This window comes from Mycobacterium sp. TY814 (assembly GCF_030755175.1).
Lineage (GTDB): Bacteria > Actinomycetota > Actinomycetes > Mycobacteriales > Mycobacteriaceae > Mycobacterium.
In genome coordinates, this window is the sequence record NZ_JAUFRY010000002.1 from 295,014 (window position 1) to 320,385 (window position 25,372).

Genomic DNA, 25,372 nt, shown 5'->3' on the forward strand with positions numbered 1-25,372 from the left:
CGACACAGACGCATACAGGAGATTAAAAGGTGACGATCCACGAGCAAGATAGCCTCTCGGCCGACCGCGACGGCAGTGGACCGCACAGCGCCCACGCTCTGGTCGATCGGCTGACAGCGGGCGAGCCCTACGCGGTCGCGTTCGGCGGCCAGGGCAGCGCCTGGCTGGAGACGCTCGAGGAGCTGGTCTCGGGGGCCGGCATCGAATCGGAACTGGCTGAGCTGGTCGGCGAGGTGCAGCTGCTGCTCGAGCCCGTCGCCAAAGAACTGGTCGTGGTCCGTCCGATCGGCTTCGAGCCGCTGCAATGGGTCCGTGCCCTGGCGGCCGAGGACACCGTTCCCTCGGAAAAGCACCTGACGTCGGCGGCGGTGTCGATACCGGGCGTCCTGCTCACCCAGGTGGCCGCGGTTCGCGCGCTGGCACGCCAGGGCATGGACCTGATCGAAACCCCGCCGGTAGCGCTGGCAGGGCACTCGCAGGGCGTGCTGGCGGTGGAGGCGCTCAAAGCCGGCGGCACCCGTGACGTGGAGTTGCTGGCCATGGCTCAGCTCGTCGGCGCGGCCGGCACGCTGGTGGCGCGCCGTCGTGGTATCTCGGTGCTCGGCGACCGGCCACCGATGGTGTCGGTCACCAACGCCGACCCCGAGCGCATCAGCCAGCTACTCGACGAGTTCGCGCAGGACGTACGCACGGTCCTCCCGCCGGTGCTGTCGATTCGCAACGGCCGCCGGTCCGTCGTCATCACCGGAACCCCCGAGCAGCTGTCGCGGTTCGAGCTCTACTGCCAGCAGATCTCCGAGAAAGAGGAAGCCGACCGCAAGAACAAGCTGCGGGGCGGCGACGTTTTCGCGCCGGTCTTCGATCCGGTCAAGGTCGAGGTCGGCTTCCACACGCCGCGGTTGTCCGACGGCATCGACATCGTCGGCGGCTGGGCCGAGAAGGTCGGCCTGGACGTCGCGCTCGCCCGAGAGATGGCCGAGGCCATCCTGGTCCGCAAGGTCGACTGGGTCGACGAGATCACCAAGGTGAATGACGCCGGCGCCCGTTGGATTCTTGACCTGGGCCCCGGTGACATCCTCACCCGGCTGACCGCGCCGGTGATCCGCGGCCTGGGCATCGGCATCGTGCCTGCGGCCACCCGCGGCGGCCAGCGCAACCTGTTCACCGTCGGCGCCACCCCGGAGGTGGCCCGTGCCTGGTCCAGCTACGCTCCGACGGTTGTCCGCCTGCCCGACGGCAGGGTCAAGCTGTCGACCAAGTTCACCCGGCTGACCGGCCGGTCGCCCATCCTGCTCGCCGGCATGACCCCGACCACCGTCGACGCCAAGATTGTGGCCGCCGCGGCCAACGCCGGGCACTGGGCCGAGCTGGCCGGCGGCGGGCAGGTGACCGAAGAGATCTTCGCCGCCCGCGTCGCGGAGCTGTCCCAGCTGCTCGAGCCCGGCCGCACCTATCAGTTCAACGCGCTGTTCCTGGACCCGTACCTGTGGAAGTTGCAGCTGGGCGGAAAGCGCCTGGTGCAGAAGGCGCGCCAGTCCGGCGCCGCCATCGACGGCGTCGTGGTCAGCGCCGGAATCCCGGACCTGGAAGAAGCCGTCGAGCTGATCGAGGAACTCAACGACATCGGCATCAGCCACGTCGTCTTCAAGCCCGGGACCATCGAGCAGATCCGCTCCGTCATCCGCATCGCCACCGAGGTGCCCACCCGCCCGGTGATCATGCACATCGAGGGCGGCCGCGCCGGTGGGCACCACTCCTGGGAAGACCTGGACGACCTGCTGCTGGCGACGTACTCGGAGCTGCGCTCGCGCTCCAACATCACCGTCTGCGTCGGCGGCGGGATCGGCACGCCGGAGCGTGCCGCCGACTACCTGTCGGGGCGCTGGGCGCAGGACTACGGCTTCCCGCTGATGCCGATCGACGGGATCCTGGTCGGTACCGCCGCGATGGCGACGCTGGAATCCACCACGTCACCCTCGGTGAAGAAGATGCTGGTGGAAACCGGCGGCACCGATCAATGGATCGGCGCCGGAAAAGCCCAGGGCGGCATGGCTTCCAGCCGCAGCCAGTTGGGCGCCGACATTCACGAGATCGATAACAGCGCCTCGCGCTGCGGTCAGCTGCTCGACGAGGTGGCCGGTGACGCGGATGCCGTCGCGGAGCGTCGCGACGAGATCATCGCCGCGATGGCCAAGACCGCCAAGCCGTACTTCGGTGACGTCGGCGACATGACCTACCTGCAGTGGCTCCGGCGCTACGTCGAACTGGCCATTGGAGAAGGCAATTCGACCGCAGACACCGCGGCGCCGGGCAGCCCGTGGCTGGCCGACACCTGGCGCGAGCGGTTCGCGGAGATGCTCAAGCGGGCCGAAGCACGTTTGCACGCAAAGGATTTCGGTCCTATCGAGACTCAGTTCGGCGACGCGGCGCTGCTGGAAGACCCGGAGCGCGCCATCACCACGCTGGTGACGCACTACCCCGACGCCGAGACGGTGCAGCTGCACCCGGCCGACGTGCCGTTCTTCATCTCCCTGTGCAAGACCCTCGGCAAGCCGGTGAACTTCGTGCCGGTCATCGACAAGGACGTCCGCCGTTGGTGGCGCAGCGACTCGCTGTGGCAGGCCCACGACGCGCGCTATGACGCCGACCAGGTGTGCATCATCCCCGGCCCCGCGGCGGTCGCCGGCATCACTCGGCTGGACGAACCGGTCGGCGAGCTGCTGGACCGCTTCGAGCAGGCCGCCATCGACGAGGTGTTGGGCAGCGGGGCCGAGCCGCAAGACGTGACCGCACGCAGGCTCGGTCGCGCCGACATCCGCGGACCGCTGGCCGTGGTGCTCGACGCGCCCGACGTGCTGTGGGCGGGTCGCACCACCATCAACCCGGTGCACCGCATCGCCGAGCCGGGCGACTGGCAGGTACACGAAAACCGCACCGCGACACACACATCCACCGGATCACGCTTGCAGGTGACATCCGACAGCGTCACCCTGAGCGTGCCGGTCTCGGGCACCTGGATCGACATCCAGTTCACCCTGCCCGCCAACACCATCGACGGCGGCATCCCCGTCGTCTCCACCGAAGACGCCACCGCCGCAATGCGTTCCGTGCTGGCCATCGCGGCCGGCGTGGACGGGCCGGACTCGCTGCCCGAGGTGGTCAACGGCACCGCCACCCTGACGGTGGACTGGGACCCCGAACGGGTCGCCGACCACACCGGGGTCACCGCCACTTTCAGCGAGCTCCTGGCCCCGAGCCTGACCACCGTGCCCGACGCGCTCGTCGGACATTGCTGGCCGGCCGTTTTCGCCGCCATCGGCGCGGCTGCCACGGATGCCGGTGTCCCGGTGGTGGAAGGCCTGCTCAGCCTTGTGCACCTGGACCACGCCGTCCAGTTGGCCGGTCAGTTGCCCAAGGAACCGGCTCGATTGACCATCGCCGCAACCGCTTCCGAGGCCGTCGACACCGACATGGGACGAGTCGTCCCGGTCACCGTCGCCGTCACCGCGAGTAACGGCGCCGCCGTCGCCACCATGGAGGAGCGGTTCGCGATCCTGGGTCGCACCGGCGCCGCCGAACTCTCCGACCCCGCCCGGGCCGGTGGCGCGGTCTCCGAGAACGCCACCGACACCCCACGTCGCCGTCGCCGCGACGTCACGATCGGCGCACCGGTCGACATGCGCCCGTTCGCCGAGGTGTCCGGGGACCACAACCCCATCCACACCGACAAGGCTGCCGCCCTGCTGGCCGGGCTGGAATCGCCGATCGTGCATGGCATGTGGCTGTCCGCCGCAGCGCAGCACGCGGTGACCGCCACCGACGGACAGGCGCGGCCGCCCGCCCGCCTGATCGGCTGGACCGCCCGCTTCCTCGGCATGGTGCGCCCCGGTGACGAGGTTGACTTCCGGGTCGACCGGGTCGGAATCGACCAGGGCGCAGAGGTTTTGGAGGTTGCCGCCCGGATCGGATCAGATCTGGTGATGTCAGCGACCGCACGGCTGGCCTCGCCGAAGACGGTCTACGCGTTCCCCGGCCAGGGCATCCAGCACAAGGGCATGGGCATGGACGTTCGGGCCCGGTCCAAGGCGGCCCGCAAGGTCTGGGACGAGGCCGACCGCTTCACCCGCGACACGCTGGGCTTCTCGGTGCTGCACGTGGTCCGGGACAACCCGACCAGCATCATCGCCAGCGGCGTGCACTACCACCACCCGGACGGCGTGCTGTTCCTGACGCAGTTCACCCAGGTCGCGATGGCGACGGTAGCGGCCGCGCAGGTGGCCGAGATGCGCGAGCAGGGCGCCTTCGTCGAAACCGCGATCACCTGCGGCCACTCGGTCGGTGAATACACCGCGCTGGCCTGCGTCAGCGGCGTGTTCGAACTGGATGCGTTGCTGGAGGCCGTGTTCCACCGCGGCTCCAAGATGCACGACATCGTGCCGCGCGACGAGTTGGGCCGCTCCAACTACCGCCTGGCCGCCATCCGGCCCTCCCAGATCGACCTGCCCGACGACGAGGTCACCGAATTCGTGGCCGGAATCGCCGAGCGCACCGGGGAATTTCTGGAGATTGTCAACTTCAACCTGCGCGGTTCGCAGTATGCGATCGCCGGCACGGTCCGCGGACTGGAAGCCTTGGAGGAAGAGGTCGAGCGGCGCCGCGAAATCACCGGCGGCAAGCGCTCGTTCATCCTGGTGCCCGGTATTGACGTGCCGTTCCACTCGCGGGTGCTGCGGGTGGGTGTGGCCGAGTTCCGTCGGTCGCTCGAGCGCCTGATGCCGCGCGACAAGGATCCCGACGTGATCATCGGGCGCTACATCCCCAACCTGGTCCCGCGGCCGTTCACCCTGGACCGCGACTTCATCCAGGAGATCCGGGATCTGGTGCCCGCCGAGCCGCTCGACGAGATCCTCGCCGACTACGACACGTGGCGTAATGAGCGCCCGCGCGACCTGGCGCGCAAGGTCCTGATCGAGCTGCTGGCATGGCAGTTCGCCAGCCCGGTGCGCTGGATCGAGACGCAGGACCTGCTGTTCATCGAGGAGGCCGCCGGCGGCCTGGGCGTGGAGCGGTTCGTCGAGATCGGGGTGAAGACCGCGCCGACCGTCGCGGGCCTGGCCACCAATACCCTCAAGTTGCCCGAATATGCGCACAGCACAATCGAAGTGCTCAACGCCGAGCGCGACGCGGCGGTGCTGTTCGCCACCGACACCGACCCGGAGCCGGAAGACGAACCGGTTGAGGATTCCGACTCGGCCGCGTCTGAGGCCGCACCGTCTGAGGCCGCGCCGGCCGCGCCGGCGCCAGCGGCTCCGTCCGGAGCTCCGCGCCCCGACGACATCGGATTCGACGCCGCCGACGCCACTTTGGCCCTGATCGCCATCTCGGCCAAGATGCGCCTGGACCAGATCGAGCCGCTGGACTCGATCGAGTCGATCACCGATGGCGCCTCGTCGCGGCGTAACCAGCTGCTGGTCGACCTCGGCTCCGAGCTGAACCTCGGCGCCATCGACGGCGCCGCCGAGGCCGACCTGGCCGGGCTGCGCGCGCAGGTCACCAAGCTGGCCCGCACCTACAAGCCATTCGGCCCAGTGCTTTCCGACGCGATCAACGACCAGCTGCGCACGGTGCTCGGACCCTCGGGCAAGCGGCCGGCGGCGATCGCCGAACGCGTGACGAAGACGTGGGAGCTGGGCGAGGGCTGGGCCAAGCACGTCACCGTCGAGGTGGCGCTGGGCACCCGCGAAGGCACCAGCGTGCGGGGCGGCGCAATGGGCCACCTGCACGAGGGCGCGCTGGCCGACGCCGCGTCGGTGGACAAGGTCATCGACGCCGCGGTGACCTCCGTCGGCGCCCGGCTGGGGATCCCCGTCTCGATGCCGTCCGCGGGCGGAGGGGGCGGTGCGACCGTCGACGCCGCGGCGCTGAGCGAGTTCACCGACCAGATCACCGGCCGTGACGGCGTGCTGGCCTCGGCGGCCCGTCTGGTGCTGGGTCAGCTGGGCCTGGACGACCCGGTCACCGCTCCGACCGGGGCTAGCGATGCCGAGCTGATCGACCTCGTCACCGCCGAATTGGGTGCGGACTGGCCACGTTTGGTGGCGCCGACGTTCGACGGCAAGAAGGCCGTCGTCTTCGACGACCGCTGGGCCAGCGCCCGTGAGGACCTGGTCAAACTGTGGCTCACCGACGAGGGTGACATCGACGCCGACTGGCTGCGGCTGTCCGAGCGTTTCGAGGGAGCCGGACACGTCGTCGCCACCCAGGCCACCTGGTGGCAGGGTAAGTCGCTGGCCGCCGGCAAGCAGATCCACGCCTCGCTGTACGGCCGGATCGCCGCCGGCGCGGAGAATCCCGACCCCGGTCCCCACAGCAGCGAAATCGCCGTGGTGACAGGCGCTTCCAAGGGCTCGATCGCCGCCTCGGTGGCAGCCCGGCTGCTCGACGGCGGTGCCACGGTCATCGCCACCACGTCCAAGCTCAACGACGAGCGGCTGGCGTTCTACCGCACCCTCTACCGCGACCACGCCCGCTACGGCGCGGCGCTGTGGGTGGTGCCGGCCAACATGGCCTCCTACTCCGACATCGACGCACTGGTCGAGTGGATCGGCAATGAGCAGAGCGAAAGCCTTGGGCCGCAGTCGATTCACATCAAGGACGCACAGACCCCGACGCTGCTGTTCCCGTTCGCGGCCCCACGCGTGGTCGGTGACCTGTCCGAGGTCGGTGCCCGCGCCGAGATGGAGATGAAGGTGCTGCTGTGGGCCGTGCAGCGGCTGATCAGCGGGCTGTCGAAGATCGGCGCCGAACGTGACATCGCCTCGCGACTGCACGTGGTGCTTCCCGGCTCGCCCAACCGCGGAATGTTCGGCGGCGACGGCGCCTACGGCGAGGCCAAGTCGGCGCTGGACGCCGTGGTGACCCGTTGGCACGCTGAAACGTCGTGGGCGGAACGGGTCAGCCTGGCGCACGCGCTGATCGGCTGGACCCGCGGCACCGGGCTGATGGGTCACAACGACGCCATCGTCACCGCCGTCGAAGAGGCCGGCGTCACGACCTACTCGACTGATGAGATGGCCGGGTTCCTGCTCGACTTGTGCGATGTGGAATCCAAAGTGGCTGCAGCCAGTTCGCCGATCAGGGCGGACCTGACCGGCGGCCTGGCCGAGGTCAACCTCGACATGGCCGAACTGGCGGCCAAGGCCCGCGAGGAGATGACCGCCGAGTCGCACGCCGATGACGACGCGCCGACCGAAGGCACCATTTCTGCGCTGCCGTCACCGCCCCGCGGATACACCCCGGCACCGCCACCGGAATGGGCCGACCTCGACGTCGACCCGGCCGACCTGGTGGTGATCGTCGGTGGTGCCGAACTGGGTCCGTACGGATCGTCGCGCACCCGCTTCGAGATGGAGGTCGAGAACGAACTGTCGGCCGCCGGCGTTCTCGAACTCGCCTGGACCACCGGACTGATCCGCTGGGAGGACGACCCCCAACCGGGTTGGTACGACACACAATCCGGCGATCTGGTGGACGAGTCCGAACTGGTCGAGCGGTACCACGACGCCGTCGTGGAACGTTGCGGCATCCGCGAGTTCGTCGACGACGGCGCGATCGACCCCGACCACGCCTCGCCGCTGCTGGTGTCGGTGTTCCTGGACAAGGACTTCACCTTCGTCGTGTCGTCGGAAGCCGAGGCCCGGTCCTTCGCCGAGTTCGACCCCGAGCACACCGTGATCCGTCCGGCGCCCGATTCGGGGGACTGGCAGGTCACCCGCAAGGCCGGCACCGAAGTCCGGGTTCCGCGCAAGACCAAGCTGTCGCGAGTCGTCGGCGCGCAGATCCCGACCGGGTTCGACCCGACGGTGTGGGGGATCAGCCCCGACATGGCCACCTCGATCGACCGGGTGGCGCTGTGGAACATCGTGACAACGGTGGATGCGTTCCTGTCCGCCGGGTTCAGCCCGGCCGAGGTGATGCGTTACGTGCACCCGAGCCTGGTGGCCAGCACCCAGGGCACCGGCATGGGCGGCATGACATCGATGCAGACCATGTACCACGGAAACCTGCTCGGCCGTAACAAGCCGAACGACATCCTGCAGGAAGTTCTGCCGAATGTCGTTGCGGCGCATGTGGTGCAGTCGTACGTGGGTAGCTACGGGTCGATGATCCACCCGGTCGCGGCCTGTGCGACGGCGGCGGTGTCGGTCGAGGAGGGCGTCGACAAGATCCGGCTCGGAAAGGCCGAGCTGGTGGTGGCCGGCGGCCTGGACGACCTGACGCTGGAGGCCATCATCGGCTTCGGTGACATGGCCGCCACCGCCGACACGTCGATGATGCGTGGGCGCGGCATCGAGGACTCGAAGTTCTCCCGGCCCAACGACCGGCGCCGGCTGGGCTTCGTCGAAGCCCAGGGCGGTGGCACCATCCTGCTCGCGCGCGGCGATCTGGCACTGCGGATGGGACTGCCGGTGCTGGCCGTGGTGGCCTTCGCGCAGTCCTTCGGCGACGGAGTGCACACCTCGATCCCGGCGCCGGGACTCGGCGCGCTGGGCGCCGGCCGCGGCGGAAGGGATTCGGCGCTGGCGCGCTCGCTGGCCAAGCTGGGTGTGACCGCCGACGACATCGCGGTGGTGTCCAAGCACGACACTTCGACGCTGGCCAACGACCCCAACGAGACGGAGCTGCACGAGCGGCTCGCCGACTCGCTGGGACGTTCCGAGGGCGCGCCGCTGTTCGTGGTGTCGCAGAAGAGCCTGACCGGTCACGCCAAGGGTGGTGCGGCGGTTTTCCAGACGATGGGGCTGTGCCAGATGCTGCGCGACGGGGTCATCCCGCCCAACCGCAGCCTGGACTGCGTCGACGACGAGCTCGCCGGTTCGTCGCACTTCGTCTGGCTGCGCGACACGCTGCGGCTCGGCGACAAGTTCCCGCTCAAGGCCGGACTGCTCACCAGCCTCGGGTTCGGCCATGTGTCGGGTCTGGTCGCGCTGGTGCACCCGCAGGCGTTCATCGCCTCACTGGACGCCGGCCAGCGGGCTGACTATCAGCGGCGTGCGGACGCGCGGCTGCTGGCCGGTCAGCGCCGTCTCGCGTCGGCGATCGCCGGCGGCGAGCCGATGTACCAGCGACCGCCGGACCGCCGGTTCGACCACGACGCGCCGGAGAAGCGACAGGAGGCTTCCATGCTGCTGAACCCGGCCGCCCGGTTGGGCGACGACCAGATCTATGGGGCCTACCAGGTCTCTGCCGAGTGACTCACCGGATCCGTTAACCTGGCCACCCATGGGAATCGTCGGAATCGGGATTGACCTTGTCTCCATACCTGATTTCGCTGAGCAGGTCGACCAGCCGGGAACGGTGTTCGCGGAGACCTTCACTCCGGGTGAGCGCCGCGACGCCTCTGACAAGAGTTCGTCGGCGGCGCGTCACCTGGCCGCCCGGTGGGCGGCCAAGGAGGCGGTGATCAAGGCGTGGTCCGGTTCCCGGTTCGCTCAGCGGCCGGTGTTGCCGGAGGACATCCACCGCGACATCGAGGTGGTCACCGACATGTGGGGCCGGCCGCGGGTCCGGTTGAGCGGTGAGATCGCCAAGCATCTGGCCGACGTGACCATTCACGTGTCGCTGACGCACGAAGCCGACACCGCGGCCGCGGTCGCGATCCTGGAGACCTCTTAGGGCGAGCAGACACAAAATCGCCGTGGAGCTTGGGGGCGCTCCAACGCGATTTTGTGTCTGCTCGCGCGGGTGGGTGGGGGACCTTGGTGGCGGTCGGGGTGTCTCCGCCGACGCGGTAAATGTGCAGGTTTTCACTCGCACTTTCGCTGCAGATTTGCAGTCTCGGTGGTTGTACTAAGCTGCCGCGCAACATGTTTGGCTAAGCCGCACTATGCGGCTGAATGAATTCATTTACACGAGGCGGCTGAAGTACTACTCTATGTGGTACTACCGAACGTAGTAATACGCGCGACAGCCGGCTCGCAACGGCGCGGGTCCGGTGGTGAGGGGATGACCGCTGTGACGGCCCATGCAATCGACTCCCGCTACCATCCGTCGGCAACGCTGCGCCGGCAGCTGAACAAGGTCTTCCCGACGCACTGGTCGTTTCTGCTGGGTGAGATCGCGCTGTACAGCTTCATCGTGCTGCTGATCACCGGCGTGTATCTGACGTTGTTCTTCGACCCGTCGATGGCCGAGGTGACGTATCACGGCGTGTATCAGCCGCTGCGCGGCGTCGAGATGTCGCGGGCCTACGAGACGGCGCTGAACATCTCGTTCGAAGTCCGTGGCGGTCTGTTCGTCCGCCAAATCCACCACTGGGCGGCGCTGATGTTTGCCGCGTCGATCATGGTGCACCTGGCGCGGGTGTTCTTCACCGGTGCGTTCCGGCGGCCTCGCGAGGCCAACTGGGTGATCGGGTCGCTGCTGCTGATCCTGACGATGTTCGAGGGTTACTTCGGCTACTCGCTGCCCGACGACCTGCTGTCCGGCATCGGGTTACGTGCGGCGCTGTCGTCAATCACGCTCGGATTACCGGTGATTGGAACATGGTTGCACTGGGCATTGGTCGGCGGCGACTTTCCCGGCACGGTATTGATACCGCGGCTGTACGCGCTGCACGTCCTGCTGATTCCGGGGATTCTATTGGCGCTGATCGGATTGCATGTGGCGTTGGTGTGGTTCCAGAAGCACACCCAGTTCCCCGGACCGGGCCGCACCGAGCACAACGTGATCGGCGTGCGCGTGATGCCGACCTTCGCGGTCAAGTCCGGCGCCTTCTTCGCATCCATCGTCGGTGTGCTGGGGTTCATGGGCGGACTGCTGCAGATCAACCCGATCTGGAACCTGGGACCTTACAAACCTTCTCAGGTGGCGGCCGGTTCGCAACCGGACTTCTACATGATGTGGCCGGACGGTCTGCAACGCCTATGGCCGGGCTGGGAACTGTACATCGGCCAGCACACGGTGCCGGCGACTGTCGCGATCGCGTTAATCATGGGTCTGGTCTTCATTCTGCTGACCGCGTATCCGTTCCTGGAGAGACGGTTCACCGGGGATCACGCGCATCACAACGTGTTGCAGCGACCGCGGGATGTGCCGGTGCGCACCGCAATCGGCGCCATGGCGATCAGTTTCTACCTGGTGCTCACCCTGGCGGCGATGAACGACATCATCGCGGTCACGTTCCATGTTTCGCTGAATGCCACCACCTGGATCGGGCGTATCGGCATGGTGCTGCTGCCGCCACTGGTCTACTTCATCACCTACCGGTGGGCCGTCGGATTGCAGCGCAGCGATCGCGACATTCTCGAACACGGCGTCGAGACCGGCATCGTCAAGCGCCTCCCGCATGGCGCGTATATCGAAGTGCACCAGCCGTTGGCGCGTTCAATTCCGTTGAGCTATCAGGGCGCACCGCTGCCCAAGCGGATGAACAAGTTGGGCTCCGGCGGCTCACCGGGCAGCGGCGGCCTCCTGCTCGCAGACCCGGTCACCGAGGACGCGGCGCTGCGCGAGGCGGGTCACCAGGCCCGCCAGCGCGCGCTCACCGCCCTGCGCGACGCGAACAGGTAGGCCGAGCAGACGCAGAATCGCGCTGGAACATCTGTTCCAGCGCGATTCTGCGTCTGCTCGCGAGGGAAAGCTCGCGGGGGAAAGCTCGCGGGAAACCAGCGGGAGTTAGCGAGCCAGGCTGCGGGCGTAACCGGCGCCCATGCTCAGCAGCACCAGGCCCACGATGACGAACGCCGCCACCCGGAAGATGCCGTCGAGGGTGGCCAGGTCGAACAGGAAGAGCTTGCCGGTGGCCGCACCAGTCAACGCCAGACCGGCGGTGATCGACTCGGTACGACGCTCCCCGCCGGCCAGCCGCAGCGCGTAGACGAAAAGTGCTGCGGCCATACCGATCCAGCAGATTGTCGCAGCCATGTGACCGGCCAGGAATCCGCCGCCGGTGCCACCGATGAAGACACCGGCCGTCACCGTGAAAGCCGTCACGGCGTAGACGATCAGCGCTGCCGCGGTGGCCATCAGCAAGCCAGCGGCTTCGGAGTCCAGCCATACCCGGGTCATCACCACCGCGAAGGCAATGACGAGCAGGCTGGCCGCCAGAGTGGACGCCGCGACCGCACCCGGCATCGCGGTGGCCCGCACCAACGCGTGCAGCGGCGCATAGCTGTAGAACAGTCCGCAGCCGATGATGCCGAATCCCAAAGCAATCCAGCGGGCCACGGTCTCCTGGCGGCCCACCATGGCGATGACGATGGCCAGTGCCAACAGCACCGGGCCTTCGACGTAACCGGAGCAGGCGACGGTGAGGGCGATCAGCCCTGAGATCGCCGACCACACCAACCAGATCTGCGTGACGATCCGCGGGTGCCGGTCAATGAGCGCGGCCGTCAACATGCCCACCGCCAACGCGGCCGCAAGAACGGCGGCCAACACACGATCTGCCGAGATCGCAGCGGCCAGCACCGGGGCAGTGCCGACCGAGGTCAAAATAGCCAGCGCGCTGGGGTTTTTGGTGGACGGCAGCAGAATGAGACCGCTGGCGATCGCCAAGATTGCGGCCACCGCGCACGCACCGCCGAGCAGCCACGCGTTGTCGCGGGCCGCCGGCAACGCGACCAGCAACGGCAGCGTCGTCGCCGCGATCCGGGCGGCGTGCATCCAGGTCCAATCCTTGCCCAGCTGCACCGGCAGCGCGGCGGCGGAGAGTGCCAGCATGAAGCTGATCAGCAACAGGTGCACGCCGTGGGTGATCTCAGGTGCCAGCACGATCAGCGGCACCAGTACCAGCAGAGCCAGGTGTTCGGAGTCCCAGCGCCGGGCCAAGGCGAGTCCTGCACCGCCCACGACGGCGGCCAGGACCAGCCCGGCCGGTGCGGCCACCCACTTATAGATGGTGACGACCGCGACGACGTCCAGATACGCGGTGGCAATACCTGTGGCCGCCAACGCAATTGCTCCGATTCGGCCGCCGGGCCGTCCGCGCAACCGGACTGCGATCCCCAGCAACGCACCCGCCAAAGCGATGCCACCGGTTACCCGGATCTCCGGTCGAAGCAGCCCGGCCTGCGCGGCCAGCACCAGCAGCAGCACGACGCCGATCAGTGTCACCGCCACTCCGGCGACCGCGAGCAGCTTGCCGATCCAGCCGGATTCGGCGGGGTCGGACCCGGTGTCCGGGCGCTGGGCGGGAGGGGACACAACCGGCCTTGGCGGGTATTGGCGCGGAGGTCGGGGTGCGGGCGGCGCAACCGATGCGGGCTGCCAATACTGCCAGTAGTTCTGCCAGTACGACGCTGCCTCCTGCTGAGGCGATGCCTGCTGGGGCGCGACTGGCGGCGGTGGTACGAACACGGGCGCCGGGCGCGGAGCGGGCGCCTGCGGCGAAGCGGGCGCTGACTGCGGAGCGGGCGCTGGCGCGGGGGTGGCCTCAGTGTTGGCGAACAGCCTGTCCAACTGCGTGAGTTCGCCCGACACCCGGGACATTTGCCGGGCCAGGGCGTCGAACTCGTGCGAAAGCCGGCTGATCACAGCCTGATGCGACTCGGTCATGGTGTCCCACCCTGCCGGGGCGGCGGCGCCATCGGATGAGTAGGACTACCTGAATGCCGCTATTCGTCGAGTCCGTGCTCGATGGCGTAGCGCGTCAGCTCCACCCGGTTGGCTACCTGCAACTTGCGGAACGTCGCCTGCACATGGTTTTCCACCGTTCGATGGCTCAACGAGAGCCGCTCCGCAATTTGCTTGGAAGACAATCCTTTTGCCACGAATCGCAGTATCTCCGTCTCGCGCTCGGTGAGGCGGGGGGTGGCCGGGTCGGAGGTCGGGTTCGTTGCGATACGCCGGTATTCGCCCAGCACCAGCCCGGCCAGGCTCGGCGTGAACACGGCGCGCCCGGCCGCGGTGGCCCGCACCGCGTCTGCGAGTTCGGCCTTGGAGGCGCTCTTGACCAGGTATCCCGTCGCACCGGCCTTGACCGCTTCCAGCACGTCGTCGCGTTCGTCGGAGGCCGAGAGCACCAGGACTCTGGTGTCCGGCGACACCTCCAGGACCTCGGTCGTCGCCGCCACGCCGTCACCGTCGGCCAGTCGCATGTCCATCACCACCACGTCCGGCTTGACCACTGCCGCGCGCCGGCGTGCGGACGCGACACCGTCGGCGGTGGCGACCACTTTGAAACCGTCGTCGGCGAGGTCACGGGCCACCGCGTCCCGCCAGATCGGGTGGTCGTCGACGACCATCACCGTGGGCTCGGCCGCCTCAGTCATGACGGGGCACGCTCAATTCCCATTCCGTTCCCTCTCCCACACCGGTGTGCAGTTCGGCGCTGCCGCCCAACGATTTCAACCGTCCCACAATCGACTTCGAAATGCCCACGTGCCCTTGGTCAACCGCCTCCTGCAAGCGTCCGGGCGCAATGCCCACGCCGTCATCGCGGATGCTGACCGTGACGGCATCGCCCAGGTCCTCGAGCAGGACGAAGGTGCGGGCCTCCGGCCCGGCGTGCGCCCGCACGTTGTCCAGGGCGTTACCCACCGCCGCGTCCAGTTCGGTGGCGACATTTCCGTCCAGCACCACGGCGGTGCCGGGCAGGCTCATCGAGACGCGCTCGCCTTCCCGGCGGCGCAGCAGCGCCCGCACGTCGACCGTCCGGTCGCTCTCGCGTTCCATCTCGGTGGAGGTCACCCAACTGCGCAGCGCCCGTTCCTGTTCGCCGGCGAGCGTGGCGAGTTCGGATGCCGCGCCACCGATTTCGCGGCCTCTCTTGGCGACCAGCGCCAGCACCTGAATGACACCGTCGTGCACCTGGCGGGATAGCCGCTCCCGTTCTTCCAGAGCTGCCGACAGACGGGCCGCGCGTTGCAGTTCGTCGTGGGCACGCCGGGCCGTGCTGGCCGCGAGTCCCACCGCGAGACCGGCCGCCAACTCGACGATGATCGTCGCGTTGCGTCCCAGGTTGACGTTGATGTAGCCCTTGACGAACTCACTGGCTGCGGTGACCGCCAGCCCGGTCAACATGCCGCCGGTAGGGCCGAACTGCAGGGCCGCCGAGATGGTGGCGTTGCTGGCCCACAGGGTCGTCGGCCAGGTCTGATTGTTGTGGGCCCACTGCCCGGACGCGACCAACTCGGTCGACAGCATGAGCGCCACCACCACCACGAGTTCGGCGACCACCCACGCCGGCCGCCGGCCGAACCCGCGCAGGTATGCGAATGCGCACACTGCGCTCCAGCCGAGCAGCACGCCGAACAGCAACCAGCCCACCGCGGGATGACGCAGGTCCGAACTGATAGCGACGTGAAAGCCCAATGCGTAGAGGCAGCTCAGCAGCCGAAACAGCTGCGCCGCGCGCCACAGCGGTGTCGTCGGGTCGGGGCCGGTGCTCGCCATTACGGGCTCAGCATAGCCAGCTTCGCAGGCCCGACCGATCTGCTTCCTTCGGCTGTCGGTCAGTCTGTTGCTACGACCAACCCTATTGCGCACGTATGGAACAGCAGTTAGCCTTCGGAATATTACTCTGCGGTAAGTTACTGGGGGGTCGCCTGAGAAGTAGGTCCACGACTCGTCACGAGCACGACGTCGATCAACCGCGCGTTGCGCCGGTGATCGGCTGGACGGGAATGGTCTCCAGCTAACTTCGTTCGATCGCAGAGCGCGCGGAATGGCTGCTCTATTCATGCATATTAGGCACTCCCCAAGTGATGTTCTTGGGGGGCAATAGGCGCTGCTCAAGATTCAATCTTGGTACTTGAGTAAAAGTTCCTGCCAGTTGGCTGAGAATAGCGATTACCGTGCCGTCGCGCATTAAATTCATCTTCGTTCAGCGACCACTGGTCATTGCCCGCAGCTAATCAAAGGAGACGTAGATGTCTTTCGTGATCGCCGTACCCGAGTTGGTAGAGGTGGCAGCCGAAGACCTGGAGGGCATTAGATCAGCCGTGGGGGAGGCGACGGCATCCGCGGCGGCTGCGACGACATCTGTGTTGCCGGCCGGAGCCGACGAGGTGTCCACGGCGATCGCCGCACTGTTCGGTGCTCATGGCCAAGCCTTTCAGGCTTTCAGTACCCGGGCCACGTTGTTTCACAACGAGTTTGTCAGCCTATTGACTTCAGGTGCGGCGCAGTATGCCAGTGCCGAAGCGACTGCGGCAGCGCTGCTCGCCGGCTCCGGTGCCAGTGCGGGGACGTCGCCCATGGAGCCGCTGTCGTCATTCGCGGGTGCTGTCGCGGCCCCCTACCAGACGCTTTTCGCAAACACCGTCGCGAACCTACAGAGCCTGGGTAGTGCCATCGCGGCGAATCCGATGCCGTTCCTGCGTCAGTTAATCGCAAATCAAGGCAGTTACCTGCAGACAGCCGCAGTCGCGTTCGTCGATGCTGTTCGAAACGCGCCTGCTGCGATAGCCAACTTACCGCTCTCGATTCAGGGCAACATACAGGTCCTCGCGAATTTCCAACCCAGCGCTCTTGCGCAGTCGGTGATCAACAATCAGATCGGCTACTTCAACACGATCTCGACGTCACTTCAAGCTGCTGGCAAAGATTTCATGGCGGGCTTGCAGGCGTTGCCCGCCAGTTTCCAGGCAGCTGGCCAAGCCCTGCAGGCAGGAGATTTGCAGGGCGCGGTCGACGACGTGTCGGCCGGCTTCGTCAATCTGTTCCTGACCGGGTTCAGTGGTGAGCTCGACTTCGGCACCGGCTTCGTCAACGTAACGCCGGAGGGCGCCTTCGGAGATCTGACCCCGATCTTCGCCATCCCTGGACAGATGGCACAGAACTTCACCAACCTATTGCCCGCCGGTTCGATTCCGGCGATGATCTCCCAGAACCTCACCAACGTCATCGACACCGCGACCGACACGTCACAGTGGATCAACCTCGGTGTGAGCAGCCTTCCTATCCCTTTGCACGTCGGGTTGCCCGTCGTTCTGGCTCTCGACGCTGTAGGTCCCGTGCTCACCACCGGCGATGCGATGCAATCGAGCCTGGCGTCATTGTCGGCAGCGGTACAAACCGGCGATGTGGCCGGGGCCGCAGCCGCAATCCTGGCGGCCCCAGCGAACGTTGCCAACGGCTTCCTCAACGGGCAGACGGCGCTGCCACTGAATGCTGGGGTCTCTTTCCCAGGAGGCAGTGGGGTTCTAAATTCGACGACGTATCTGCCGCTGGGCGGGATACTCACTCCGCTGCAAGGTGGCCAACTCATCACAGACATCACGCCCGGAGTGCCCTTCCCTCTCGGCGGCGCGGAGTTCGGTGGCATCCTTCCCGGCCTATTGACCTACCTGCCCGAACAATTCGCGCAAGCCATTGGGGCAGTACCGCCTGCGCTCTAACTGCGATGCGGGACGCCAAGCCGGTAATGAAGTCGGTTTGGCTAGCCTCGGAGTCATGACTGATCTGGTTGAGCGGGTGCGCGAGGTACTGCCTTCGGTGCGGCGCGATCTCGAGGATCTGGTGCGGATCGAATCGGTGTGGGCCGACCCAGGCCGGCGCGACGAGGTGCAGCGCAGCGCCCGCATGGTCTCGGATTTGTTGTCCCAGGCGGGTTTTGACGATGTCCGTATCGTCACCGAAGGTGGTGCTCCGGCGGTCATCGCGCACCATCCCGCGCCGCCGGGTGCGCCCACCGTGCTGCTGTATGCCCACCATGACGTGCAGCCCGAGGGCGACCGGAGCCAGTGGCACTCGCCGCCCTTCGAGCCGACCGAACGCGACGGGCGGCTGTACGGCAGGGGCACGGCGGACGACAAAGCCGGCATCGCAACACATTTGGCGGCTTTCCGGGCACACGGTGGCCGGCCGCCGGTGGGAGTGACGGTGTTCGTCGAGGGGGAGGAGGAATCGGGCTCACCGACGTTGGGCCAGTTCCTGGCCGCCCACCGCGACGAGCTGGCCGCCGACGTGATCGTGATCGCCGACTCGGACAATTGGAGCACCGAGATTCCCGCGCTGACGGTGTCGCTGCGTGGAATGGCCGACTGCGTGGTGGAGGTCGCCACCCTGGATCACGGCCTGCACTCAGGACTCTGGGGTGGGGTGGTGCCCGACGCGCTTAGCGTGCTGGTGCGGCTGCTGGCCAGCCTGCACGACGATAACGGGAACGTCGCGGTCGAAGGGCTGCACGAAATGCGCAGCGCTGATCTGAAGTATCCCGAGTACCCGCCGGAACGGGTACGCAAGGAGTCGGGTCTGCTGGACGGCGTTACCGAGATCGGGTGCGGTTCGGTGCCGCAGCGGCTGTGGGCCAAGCCGGCGATCACGGTGATCGGAATCGATACGACGCCGGTCGCCGCCGCGTCGAACACGCTGATACCGCGGGCGCGGGCCAAGATCAGCATCCGGGTGGCGCCCGGTGGTGACGCAGCGAAGCACTTGGACGCGGTGGAGGACCATCTCAAGCGGCATGCCCCGTGGGGCGCGCACGTCAACGTCCTGCGCGGCGAGGTTGGTCAGCCGTACGCGATAGACGCCAGCGGGCCGGTCTATGACGCCGCCCGAGCGGCGTTCCGGCAGGCATGGGGTGTGGACGCCATCGACATGGGCATGGGTGGGTCGATCCCGTTCATCGCCGAATTCGCCAAGGCGTTCCCGCACGCCAAGATTCTGGTCACTGGGGTGGAAGATCCGGGTACACAGGCGCACAGCATCAACGAGAGCCTCGACCTGGGTGTGCTGGAGCGTGCTGCGATCAGCGAGGCACTGCTGCTGGCGAACCTGGCCACGGGTCCGGCGGATTCGTCTCTGGTCTAGTCGGCACTACGTGCCTCGATCCTGCCAGCGGCGATTGTGCACGGTGTGACGGATGTGACCGGCAACGGCCTCCGCGTACTAGACCGACAGGTCGCGCCGCAGTTTCGCCACGTGCCCGGTGGCCTTGACGTTGTACTGCGCCACGGCGATCTTGCCCTTCTCGTCGACCACGAACGTCGAGCGGATCACGCCGGTGACCGTCTTGCCGTACATCTGCTTCTCGCCGAAGGCGCCGTACGCGGTCAGCACCTTGCGTTCCGGGTCGGACAGCAGCGGGAAGGTCAGGCCCTCCGCGTCGCGGAACTTGGCCAGCTTCTCCGGCTTGTCGGGGGAGATGCCCACGACGTCGATGCCGGCTTCGTTGAGTTCGGCCAGGCTGTCCCGGAAGTCGCAGGCTTGTTTGGTGCAGCCGGGCGTGGAGGCTGCCGGGTAGAAGTACACAACGACCCGCCGTCCTTTGTAGTCCGACAGCGAAACCTTGTTGCCGTCGGCGTCGGGCAGGTTGAAGGCGGGCGCTTTGTCGCCTGGCGCTAGGCGCGTGGTCTCGGTCAAGGTGCATCCCTTTCTTGTCGCCGAAGCGTCGGCACTAGGGTAGTTCCTCAGTGCACCAGCCTGACTTGGAGGACAGACACGTGGCGGACCGCGACCCCGACACCATCAAGCAGGAGATCGATCAGGCCCGCGAGCAACTGGCGGCAACCGTCGACTCGCTTGCTGAGCGGGCCAATCCTCGCCGCCTGGCTGACGACGTCAAGGCCAAGGTCATCGAGTTCCTGAACAAGCCCATTGTGACGGTGTCGTTGACGGGGCTCGGTGCGGCCGCCGTCGTGGTGGTCATCTACCGGATCAGGAAGCACTGACACAGGCGTGCCGCGAGCGTGAAGCCAGCTTTCCGCTCGTCGCGCGAACGTGAAACCAGCGTCCCGCTCGGCACCGGCGCGCACCTCAGTGACGGGCCACGAAGTAGCCGGACACCAGCGCCGTCAGCCTGCGCGAAGGCGACAGCGTCGAAGCCACTCTCATCACTTTGGTCCCGAATCCGGGCATCACTGCGGCCTGTCCTGCCCGCATCGCGGCATATCCAGCCGCCGCCACCGGTGCGGCATCCATCATGTAGCGGTCCAGCCGTGACCAGTCCCCGACGCCGGCGGTACGCCCGAACTCCGTGCGGGTCGGGCCCGGCGCGAGATGCGTGCACGTCACACCCGTGCCGCGCAGGTCATCGGCCACCGCCTCCGAGAAGCTCCTGACGTAGGCCTTGCTGGCGGCATAACCGGCCTCCAGCCCGTGCGGGATGACGTAGGCGGCGACCGAGCTGACGTTCAGGATCGCCCCGCGGCCGGCCTGCACCATGCGCGCGGCGTACATCGTCGTCAGATCCGTCAGCGTCACCACGTTCAGCTGGACCATCTTCGATACCGCGACGGGGTCGGAATCCTGGATCTTCAGACCGAGAATTCCGACTCCGGCGTTGTTGACCAGGTACTCGACGTCGACGCCGAGTTCGTCGACCCGGCCGACCAGTTCGGGCCCCGCGCCGGGTGCGGCCAGATCCATCGTGAGCGGGTCGACGCGTACGCCGTGGCGTGCGCGAAGTTCGCCGGCGAACTCGGCGAGCTGCGCGGTGCTGCGTTCGCTTGCCACCAACACCACGTCGATTCCGTCGCGCGCGAAGAGGACGGCCAGCTCGCGTCCCAGGCCGGTCGAGGCGCCGGTGATCAACGCGGTCGTCATGCGGGCAGACCCTTCATGCCCTTCATGCCCGGCGCCTGCCTGGTGACGTGGACGGGAATGTCGTCGTCCCAAGGCTGGGCGTTCGCCATGTCGGTGACCTCGACGTAGCCGCGCTCGAACTCGCCCGTCGCGGCGTCCACGAGCCGGTACTCCTGTCGCTGCGTCTGGATGGGTTGGGAGTCCAAAATCACCACCCGCACCTCGCCCGGCTCGAAATTGCATCGCTCCTGCAGCGCCTCGATGAGGCACTCGTTGTGCAGGTGCCCGTCGCCGAAGTTCCAGCCGAGCACCATCGCGCACAGCACTTCGCCTTCGCACAGGTTGTAGTCGTCTTCGTCGTATCCGGCCAGGGCCCGGTGCGCGAGGGTGAACAGCGCGCGCCCGTGCGTGTTCATTCCGCGGAATGCGTAGGCGAGATGGATGGGAACCAACGTCGCCTCTTTGCTCTTGTACAACCGCTCGAGCTGCAGGTGCTGCATCGGCCCGAGGGCGCGCGAGCCGATGCGGATCTTCTCGTCGGCCGACGGCTTGACGCACCACACCGTGGTGTCCCAGTTCCCGGCGTAATACCGCATGCCGGGGAGGAAGGAAACTTTGCGCGGGAACAGGTTTCCGACGACGACGGTGCCGGCGACCACCGCGAACAGCATTGCCACCAGCACCGGCTGATGCGCATCCGACAGGCCGATGTGCGCGTGCGTGACGAACAGCCACAGCACCCCGAACATCATGAAGACGTTCCACTCCAGCGGAACCCCCATCGGAAAAGCCAGCAGGATGTTCAGGTGGAACACGATCATCACGAATGCTGCGATCGCCGTGGGCCATCCACCATGGGAAAAGAGCAGCACCAACGGAACCAGACCCTCGATCGCGGTGGAGAAGTGCGCGATGAAGCCCGATAAGGCGCTGGGCCGCAGGTCATCCGGGTAGCGCTTGAACAACGACCGCTTGAGGAAGCCCGACGGGATGAACGGGTTGTTCGCCAGCATGGTCGAGATGACGAAGGGAAAATGCCTGTTGAGCTTCGACGTTGCCGCGCCGAGCCAGATGACCATGAAGACGACCTTGGCCCCGACCACGATATCGGCCCCGGAGAACAGAAAGACCACGGTCAGAGGCGCATACACCTCGCCGCGGGCGGCCAGGAAGATGATCTTGTCACGCAGCGCAAGCACCGCCAGCACCGAGAGAATCGCCACCGGAAGCCAGCGGGGGAGTACGCCGATCGCCGTACCGAGGGCGGGAATCGGCCCGGTGCCGTCGGACACCAACGCGGTGACCAGCAGGGCAAGCAGGGCGGCATAGAGCACGGCCTCGAACGGGGTTCTGTTGGTGCCCTTGGTCCAATGCACCCGATCGGGCCACGGGGGCAGCCGGATGGTCCCGGGGCGCAGCCAGTACAGGGCCGAACCGATGGGCGGGAAGTACCGTCCGGCCAGCGGCCCGAAGCAGCAACCCAGTCCGACGACTTCGAACAGCATCGTGTAGAGCACGGCCTTCTGAAAGACGATCGGCTCGGTCCACCACGAGGCGATGTCGGTGAAGCCGCCGATGCCCGTTGTGGTCCAGGCGAATACCCAGGCCCCCAGGATGTAGAGCCCGATCTTCACGCCGTACATCACGTGCATCACCAGCGGCGTTCCGAAGCCGTTCGCGGCGATGTGCTGCATCATCGGTATCACCCGTTGGGAGCGCGGAAGTTTGCTCCATTCGGCCACTTCGACGACCGGCAGGTTCGGCTGGATGAACCCCATTGCTGCTCCTTCGAACTGGCGAGCGCCCACGGGTGCCAACGACGCGCCGCCGTGACCAGCAGTGTGCCAGGACGCCCGCGAGCGAAGGTCGGGCTGTCAGAAGAAATTACCCGCGCCGCGGTTGGGGCGACAGGCCTGCGTCGACTGAGCGGGAGGGGAATCTGCCGATCCGGTCGCGCGGTTGCGATCAGCGGGATCCCATCTCCACCGGGCCGGCGGCCGCCGGCATCGCGCCGCGCGCGCCGAGCCACGGGAAGGCAGTGAAACATGCTCATTAACAAGGCTATTCGTGGGTAAGCGGTTCCCGCTCGCTCGACGGTACCGCCACAGCGGCGCGCGGCGCGCGCTCACCTTTGCGGCATCGACGGACGTGACACGGCGCGGCACGCCAGGGAAATGTTGGTCGCATCGGTCTCTGGAAAGGAATGTGAAGGTGGGAGCAGCCACCGTACGAATACTCGGTGGCCACAAGCGCTTCGATGCCCACAGCAACGTCCTCAACGACATCGACCTGACCATCGACGACGGCGACTTCCTGGCGATTCTCGGGCGCAGCGGGAGCGGCAAGTCCACACTGCTGCGGGTCATCGCCGGCCTGGAGACGCTGACCACGGGCACCGTCGAATGGTCCAGCGCCAACGGCGTGGCACGTCCGCACACCGGCGTGGTGTTCCAGCAGGCCCTGCTGATGCCGTGGCTGACCGTTCGTGAGAACGTGGCCATCGCTGGGCGATTCGCCGCGAACAAAGCGACGTTCCAGCGTGAATATGCCGAGGAACTGCTGCGCCGCTTCGACCTGGAACGGGTGGCCGACCGCTATCCCGATCAGCTGTCCGGCGGCCAGGCGCAGCGGGTGGCGATCATCCGGGCCGTCGCGACCAGGCCGAGGTTGCTGCTCCTCGACGAGCCGTTCAGCGCGCTGGATCCGGCGATCAGGGGGGACCTGCGATCCTGGCTCGCCAATCTGGCGGCCGAGTTGGGGATCACCGTGGTGCTGGTCACCCACGATGTGGACGAGGCTCTGCTGCTCGCGGGCCGCGTGGTGCTGCTCGGGCCCGACGGCAGGATCCGCCGGGAGTGGCAGCCGGCCCTCACCGCCGCAGTCCGCACTGGCGACGAGCAACTGCGGCAGGAGATCCTGGACCATTACCGCCTGGTCGAGCAGTGACGGGACTCATCACGCGGCGGCGCCTGTTGATCGGCGCGGCCGCGGCGGGCGGGCTGGCCGGCATCGCAGACCTCGCCCATGCGGCCAGCGTGGACCGCACCAACACCAGCGGACAACTGCGAATCGGCTATCTGCCGATCACTGATGCGGCGCCGCTGTTAATCGCGCACGCGGCAGGCCTTTATCAACCGGGCGTGGTGAGCTCGGCCAAACCGGTGCTGTTCCGCAGCTGGGCGTCGCTCGCCGAAGCGTTCGTCACCCGCCAGGTCGACGCCGTGCACATGCTGATGCCCACCGCAATCCAGTTGCGCTTCCTGCTGCGCAGCCCGGTGCGGGTGCTGAGTTGGAATCACACCAATGGCTCGGCTTTCACCGTGGCGCCCGGGATCACCGATTTCGGGCAACTCGCCGGAACTCAGGTGGCCATCCCGTTCTGGTGGTCGATTCACAACATCATCCTCCAGCAACTGCTGCGGGCTCACGACCTGGTGCCGGTAGTCCGCCGCAGAGCCTCGCGCAGCGCCCGCACCGTCGAGCTGATCGTCATGAGCCCCTCGGATATGGTGCCCGCCCTGGCAAACCGTTCCATCAGTGGCTACGTGGTGGCCGATCCGTTCAACGCCATGGCGCAGGTGCGCAAGATCGGCCGCATCCACACGTTTCTCGGTGACGTGTGGCGGGACCACGCCTGCTGCGTGGTGCTGGCCCATGACGACCTGATCGAGCACCGACCGGATGCGGCTGCGTCACTGGTCAATTCGATCGTGGCGGCACAGCAGCGCATCAACTCCGACCGGCCCGCGGCGGCGACTGCCTTGTCGGCGGGGACCTACCTACCGCAACCTCAACCCGCCATCAAGACCGCGCTGACCTACCGCTCCGGGGACTACCGCTTCCTGCACCCGGACTGGCAGCCGCAACGGCTCGGGTATCAGCCGTTTCCCTTTCCGAGCTTCACCCGCCGACTCGTCGAGGCCATGCACGACACCGTCGTCGACGGCGACCGCTCCTTCCTGGACCGGATCGACCCCGCGTCGGTGCATTCCGAGCTGGTCGACGACACCTTCGTCCGCCAGGCACTGGCCGCGCACGGCGGACCAGCAGCCTTCGGAATCTCTGACGATCTGACCCGAACCGAACAGGTGCAGCCGCGATGACTCTGTCCACCTCGACCACCTCGCTACCCCAACCGCCGTCGTCGGCGCGGCCCATCCGGCGCTGGTGGCCGCCGGCACTGGCGATCGCTGTCGCGGTGGCGGGGTGGTGGCTGGCGACCGCGGTTCTGGCTCCCTCGCAGTCCCTGCTTCGCGAGACGACGCCGGTGAAAGTGGTGAAGTCGCTGGTCGAGCTGTACAACCGGGGCGTGCTGCTACCCGACACCGGGGTGAGTCTGTGGCGGCTGCTGGTCGGGTTGCTGGTCGGCGCCGTGATGGGCGTGCCCGCCGGATTGCTGATCGGCCTCAACGACACCGCCGATCGCGCCACGCGTCCCGTCGTCCAATTCCTGCGGATGATCTCGCCCCTGTCCTGGGCACCGATCTCGGTGGCATTGTTCGGAATCGGCGACGAACCGGTCATCTTCCTGATCGCGGCGGCAGCGGTGTGGCCGATCCTGATCAACACCGCCGCCGGGGTGCACGCCATCGATCCGGGCTACCTACAGGTCGCCCGGTCGTTCGGCGCCACCCGGCTCGAGCAGCTGACCGTCGTGGTGCTGCCCGCGATCCGCGGTCACCTGCAAACCGGCCTGCGGGTGGCACTGGGTATCGCGTGGGTCGTGCTGGTGCCGGCCGAGATGCTCGGTGTGCGTTCAGGACTGGGCTACCAGATCCTCAACGCCCGCGATCAGTTGGCGTACGGGCAGGTGGTCGCGGTAATCGTGGTGATCGGCGTTATCGGTTATGCGCTGGATCTCGTTGCGCGGCGGGCACTCTCAGGGTCGCGCCCGGCCTGA

General features: G+C 67.2%; 15 protein-coding genes. 9 read left to right on the forward strand and 6 right to left on the reverse strand.

Annotated features, from left to right (window positions below):
- Positions 1 to 29: 29 nt before the first annotated feature.
- The 3 genes from QXH22_RS15245 to QXH22_RS15255 all read left to right on the forward strand — a co-directional run bounded on the left by QXH22_RS15245 (position 30) and on the right by QXH22_RS15255 (position 11,571).
- On the forward strand, positions 30 to 9,254 hold the full coding sequence (locus QXH22_RS15245; RefSeq protein ID WP_306276180.1) for a polyketide synthase: 9,225 nt from the start codon (positions 30 to 32) through the stop codon (positions 9,252 to 9,254).
- A gap of 28 nt (positions 9,255 to 9,282) precedes the next feature.
- The gene (locus QXH22_RS15250) at positions 9,283 to 9,675 is read left to right on the forward strand and encodes a holo-ACP synthase (RefSeq protein WP_055577800.1); all 393 of its coding nucleotides are present in this window, start codon (positions 9,283 to 9,285) and stop codon (positions 9,673 to 9,675) included.
- A 330-nt stretch (positions 9,676 to 10,005) separates the two neighbouring features.
- Positions 10,006 to 11,571, forward strand: a complete 1,566-nt coding sequence (locus QXH22_RS15255) for a cytochrome b N-terminal domain-containing protein (RefSeq protein ID WP_306276181.1) — start codon at positions 10,006 to 10,008, stop codon at positions 11,569 to 11,571.
- A 105-nt stretch (positions 11,572 to 11,676) separates the two neighbouring features.
- On the opposite strand, the gene QXH22_RS15260 is transcribed toward QXH22_RS15255, so the two are convergent.
- Genes QXH22_RS15260 through macS form a run of 3 tightly spaced genes read right to left on the reverse strand, consistent with a single transcriptional unit; the run spans position 11,677 to position 15,396 of the window.
- Entirely contained in the window at positions 11,677 to 13,557 is a 1,881-nt protein-coding gene (locus tag QXH22_RS15260) for a DUF2339 domain-containing protein (protein WP_306276182.1), read from the reverse strand.
- Positions 13,558 to 13,616: 59 nt separating this feature from the next.
- Entirely contained in the window at positions 13,617 to 14,273 is a 657-nt protein-coding gene (locus tag QXH22_RS15265; RefSeq protein WP_306244787.1) for a response regulator transcription factor, read from the reverse strand.
- Positions 14,266 to 15,396 (reverse strand): MacS family sensor histidine kinase, encoded by a 1,131-nt coding sequence (gene macS, locus QXH22_RS15270; RefSeq protein WP_306244784.1) that lies wholly within the window; start codon positions 15,394 to 15,396, stop codon positions 14,266 to 14,268. The genes QXH22_RS15265 and macS overlap by 8 nt, the downstream gene beginning before the upstream one ends.
- Positions 15,397 to 15,872: 476 nt before the next feature.
- Here macS and QXH22_RS15275 point away from each other — a divergent pair, with 476 nt between their 5' ends.
- Together QXH22_RS15275 and QXH22_RS15280 are read left to right on the forward strand one after the other, a co-directional pair.
- Positions 15,873 to 17,342, forward strand: coding sequence for a PE family protein (locus tag QXH22_RS15275; protein WP_306276184.1), 1,470 nt, complete (start codon positions 15,873 to 15,875; stop codon positions 17,340 to 17,342).
- A 55-nt stretch (positions 17,343 to 17,397) separates the two neighbouring features.
- A complete protein-coding gene (locus tag QXH22_RS15280) occupies positions 17,398 to 18,759 on the forward strand; it encodes a dipeptidase (RefSeq protein ID WP_306276185.1) in 1,362 nt (453 codons plus the stop codon).
- A 78-nt stretch (positions 18,760 to 18,837) separates the two neighbouring features.
- Here the strand turns inward: QXH22_RS15280 and bcp are convergent, their stop codons facing one another.
- A complete protein-coding gene (bcp, locus tag QXH22_RS15285) occupies positions 18,838 to 19,311 on the reverse strand; it encodes a thioredoxin-dependent thiol peroxidase (RefSeq protein ID WP_306244778.1) in 474 nt (157 codons plus the stop codon).
- 80 nt (positions 19,312 to 19,391) lie between these two features.
- Here bcp and QXH22_RS15290 point away from each other — a divergent pair, with 80 nt between their 5' ends.
- Complete coding sequence (locus QXH22_RS15290) at positions 19,392 to 19,619, forward strand: DUF3618 domain-containing protein (protein ID WP_065044463.1); 228 nt, start codon at positions 19,392 to 19,394, stop codon at positions 19,617 to 19,619.
- 85 nt (positions 19,620 to 19,704) lie between these two features.
- Here QXH22_RS15290 and QXH22_RS15295 read toward each other — a convergent pair whose 3' ends face one another.
- Together QXH22_RS15295 and QXH22_RS15300 are read right to left on the reverse strand one after the other, a co-directional pair.
- Positions 19,705 to 20,493, reverse strand: coding sequence for an SDR family oxidoreductase (locus QXH22_RS15295; protein ID WP_306244776.1), 789 nt, complete (start codon positions 20,491 to 20,493; stop codon positions 19,705 to 19,707).
- Complete coding sequence (locus tag QXH22_RS15300) at positions 20,490 to 22,250, reverse strand: DUF3556 domain-containing protein (protein WP_306276186.1); 1,761 nt, start codon at positions 22,248 to 22,250, stop codon at positions 20,490 to 20,492. Before QXH22_RS15300 ends, QXH22_RS15295 begins: the two co-directional genes overlap by 4 nt.
- 433 nt (positions 22,251 to 22,683) lie before the next feature.
- Between QXH22_RS15300 and QXH22_RS15305 the strand changes: the two genes are divergently transcribed.
- The 3 genes from QXH22_RS15305 to QXH22_RS15315 are packed head-to-tail and all read left to right on the forward strand — an operon-like array spanning position 22,684 to position 25,372.
- Positions 22,684 to 23,418, forward strand: a complete 735-nt coding sequence (locus tag QXH22_RS15305; RefSeq protein WP_371934231.1) for an ABC transporter ATP-binding protein — start codon at positions 22,684 to 22,686, stop codon at positions 23,416 to 23,418.
- On the forward strand, positions 23,415 to 24,575 hold the full coding sequence (locus tag QXH22_RS15310) for an ABC transporter substrate-binding protein (protein ID WP_306276187.1): 1,161 nt from the start codon (positions 23,415 to 23,417) through the stop codon (positions 24,573 to 24,575). The genes QXH22_RS15305 and QXH22_RS15310 overlap by 4 nt, the downstream gene beginning before the upstream one ends.
- Positions 24,572 to 25,372: an ABC transporter permease gene (locus QXH22_RS15315; protein ID WP_306276188.1), complete on the forward strand. Its 801-nt coding sequence runs from the start codon at positions 24,572 to 24,574 to the stop codon at positions 25,370 to 25,372. The genes QXH22_RS15310 and QXH22_RS15315 overlap by 4 nt, the downstream gene beginning before the upstream one ends.